This is a genomic window from Variovorax sp. P4_D9 (assembly GCF_056401695.1).
On record NZ_JBFUIU010001283.1, the window covers coordinates 1 to 1808 of the forward strand.

The following is a 1808-nucleotide window of genomic DNA, read 5'->3' on the forward strand; positions in this document are numbered from 1 at the left end:
GTGCTGGACGGGCGCTGCCCGGTGGTGGTGGTGGGGGCCCCGGCCGGCTATGGCAAGTCGACGCTGATGGCGGGCTGGCACGCGCGGCTGATCGAGCGGTCGTTGCCCTGCGCCTGGCTCTCGATCGACAAGGACGACGGCGACAAGGTGCGCTTCATGCGCCACCTGGTCGCCGCGCTGCAGAAGGCGGACGCGCGCATCGGCCAGACTATCGCCGGGCACCTTTCGAGCGACTTCGCGAGCGGCACCAAGCCGCTCCTTGAAAGCCTCGCGGGCGACTTGGCACGGGTCCAGGGTCGCATCGTGCTCTTCCTGGACGATCTGCAGTTTGTCGTGGAGCAGCCCGAGGTGTTGGAAATTGTGGACTGGCTGGTGAACTACGCGCCCCGGACAGTCCAGTTCGTCATCGGCACCCGTGAGGAACCTCGATTGCGCCTGGGCGCGCTGCGCGTGCGGCGCCAGTTGTTCGAGGTGGACATCCGGCAAATGCAGTTCGACATCGAGGAGGTGGCGCAGTTCTGCCGCAACCGCCTCGGGCATGAGTTGCCGCCGGCCGAGCTGCAGCAATTGCTTGCCAAGACCGAGGGCTGGCCGGCCGCCCTCGAACTGGCCGCGCTGGCGCTGCACGACGCGGGCGACCCGGCCGATTTCATCGAGCAGTTCGCGGGCACTGACAGCAGCGTGGTCGACTACCTGGGCGAGGTGGTGCTGTCTTGCCTGGACGAGCGCACCCGCGCCTTCGTCTTCGCGATCTCGCAGTTCGACCGCGTCAGCGTGCCGCTCGCCCAGGTGGCGAGCGGCGTCGACGATGCCGAGGCTTTGCTTCGCGAACTGCGCGCGCGCCACCTGTTCCTGATCCCGCTCGACCGCGCCGGCGAATGGGTGCGCTTCCATCACCTGGTGGGCGAGTTCTTTCGCGAGCGCTTCCGGCGCAGTGCCCCGGCGGCGGCCCGCGAATGTCTTGCGCGCGGCGCGCGCTGGATGCACGCCAACGGCCTGATCGAGGAGGCCATCGGCTGCGCGATCCGGGGACAGGACTGGGAGCGGGCGGCGCCCTGGGTCGCCGGCTGTGTGGGGGAGCTGGTATTCCGCCACGGCTATCACCAGACCATCCTGCGCTGGATGAACGCACTGCCCGAAGCATGGGTCGACCGCTACCCGGTCATCCGTATTCAGTACGCCTTCGCGCTCTCCTTCTATCCGCGACATCAGGAATACGAGGCCCAGGTCCATCGCCTGGAGCGCCAGTTGCAGGGGCTGGAGGCCCAGCCTGAGGCCGACGCCCGCCTGGTCGACGAACTGCGCTGCGCGGTCGAACTGCAGGCCGCGATGTCGCTGGCCCTGCGCGACGAAGGAAGGCGCGGCGGCGAACTGGCCGCGGCCTGGCTGGCGCGCTGGCCGGACGCGCCGCTGCTGCAGAAGGGCGTGATGGGCAATGTGCGGGCCTTCGGCCACAAGACGGCCGGCGAGATCGACAAGGGCTTGGACACCATCGGCGAGACGCGCCGATGGCTGGAGCAGGGCGAGGGCTACTACGCGCTCGCCTGGACCGCCTACGTGGAGGCCGTGCTGCTTCTCAAGCGTGGCAGCTACATCGAGGCCCGGCGCGCCTGCACCAGCGGGCTCGAACTGGTCGATCATAGGCTGCTCGGACATCCGGCGCATGCCAGCTTGCTGCACACGCTGCTGGCCGGTATCGCCTACGAGTTCGATGAAATAGGCGCCGCCGTGGAGCACATGGACCGCGCCATGAGCAGCGTCGCCGAGTACGGGCCCGCCGACGCCGTGATCGTCGCTTACCTGACGCA

At 68.8% G+C, this 1808-nt stretch carries 1 protein-coding gene; it reads left to right on the forward strand.

Going from position 1 to position 1808, the window contains the following annotated elements; translation table 11 throughout:
• The coding region (locus AC1DY5_RS53980; RefSeq protein ID WP_478122416.1) for a winged helix-turn-helix domain-containing protein at positions 1-1808 on the forward strand (1808 nt) is incomplete at both ends.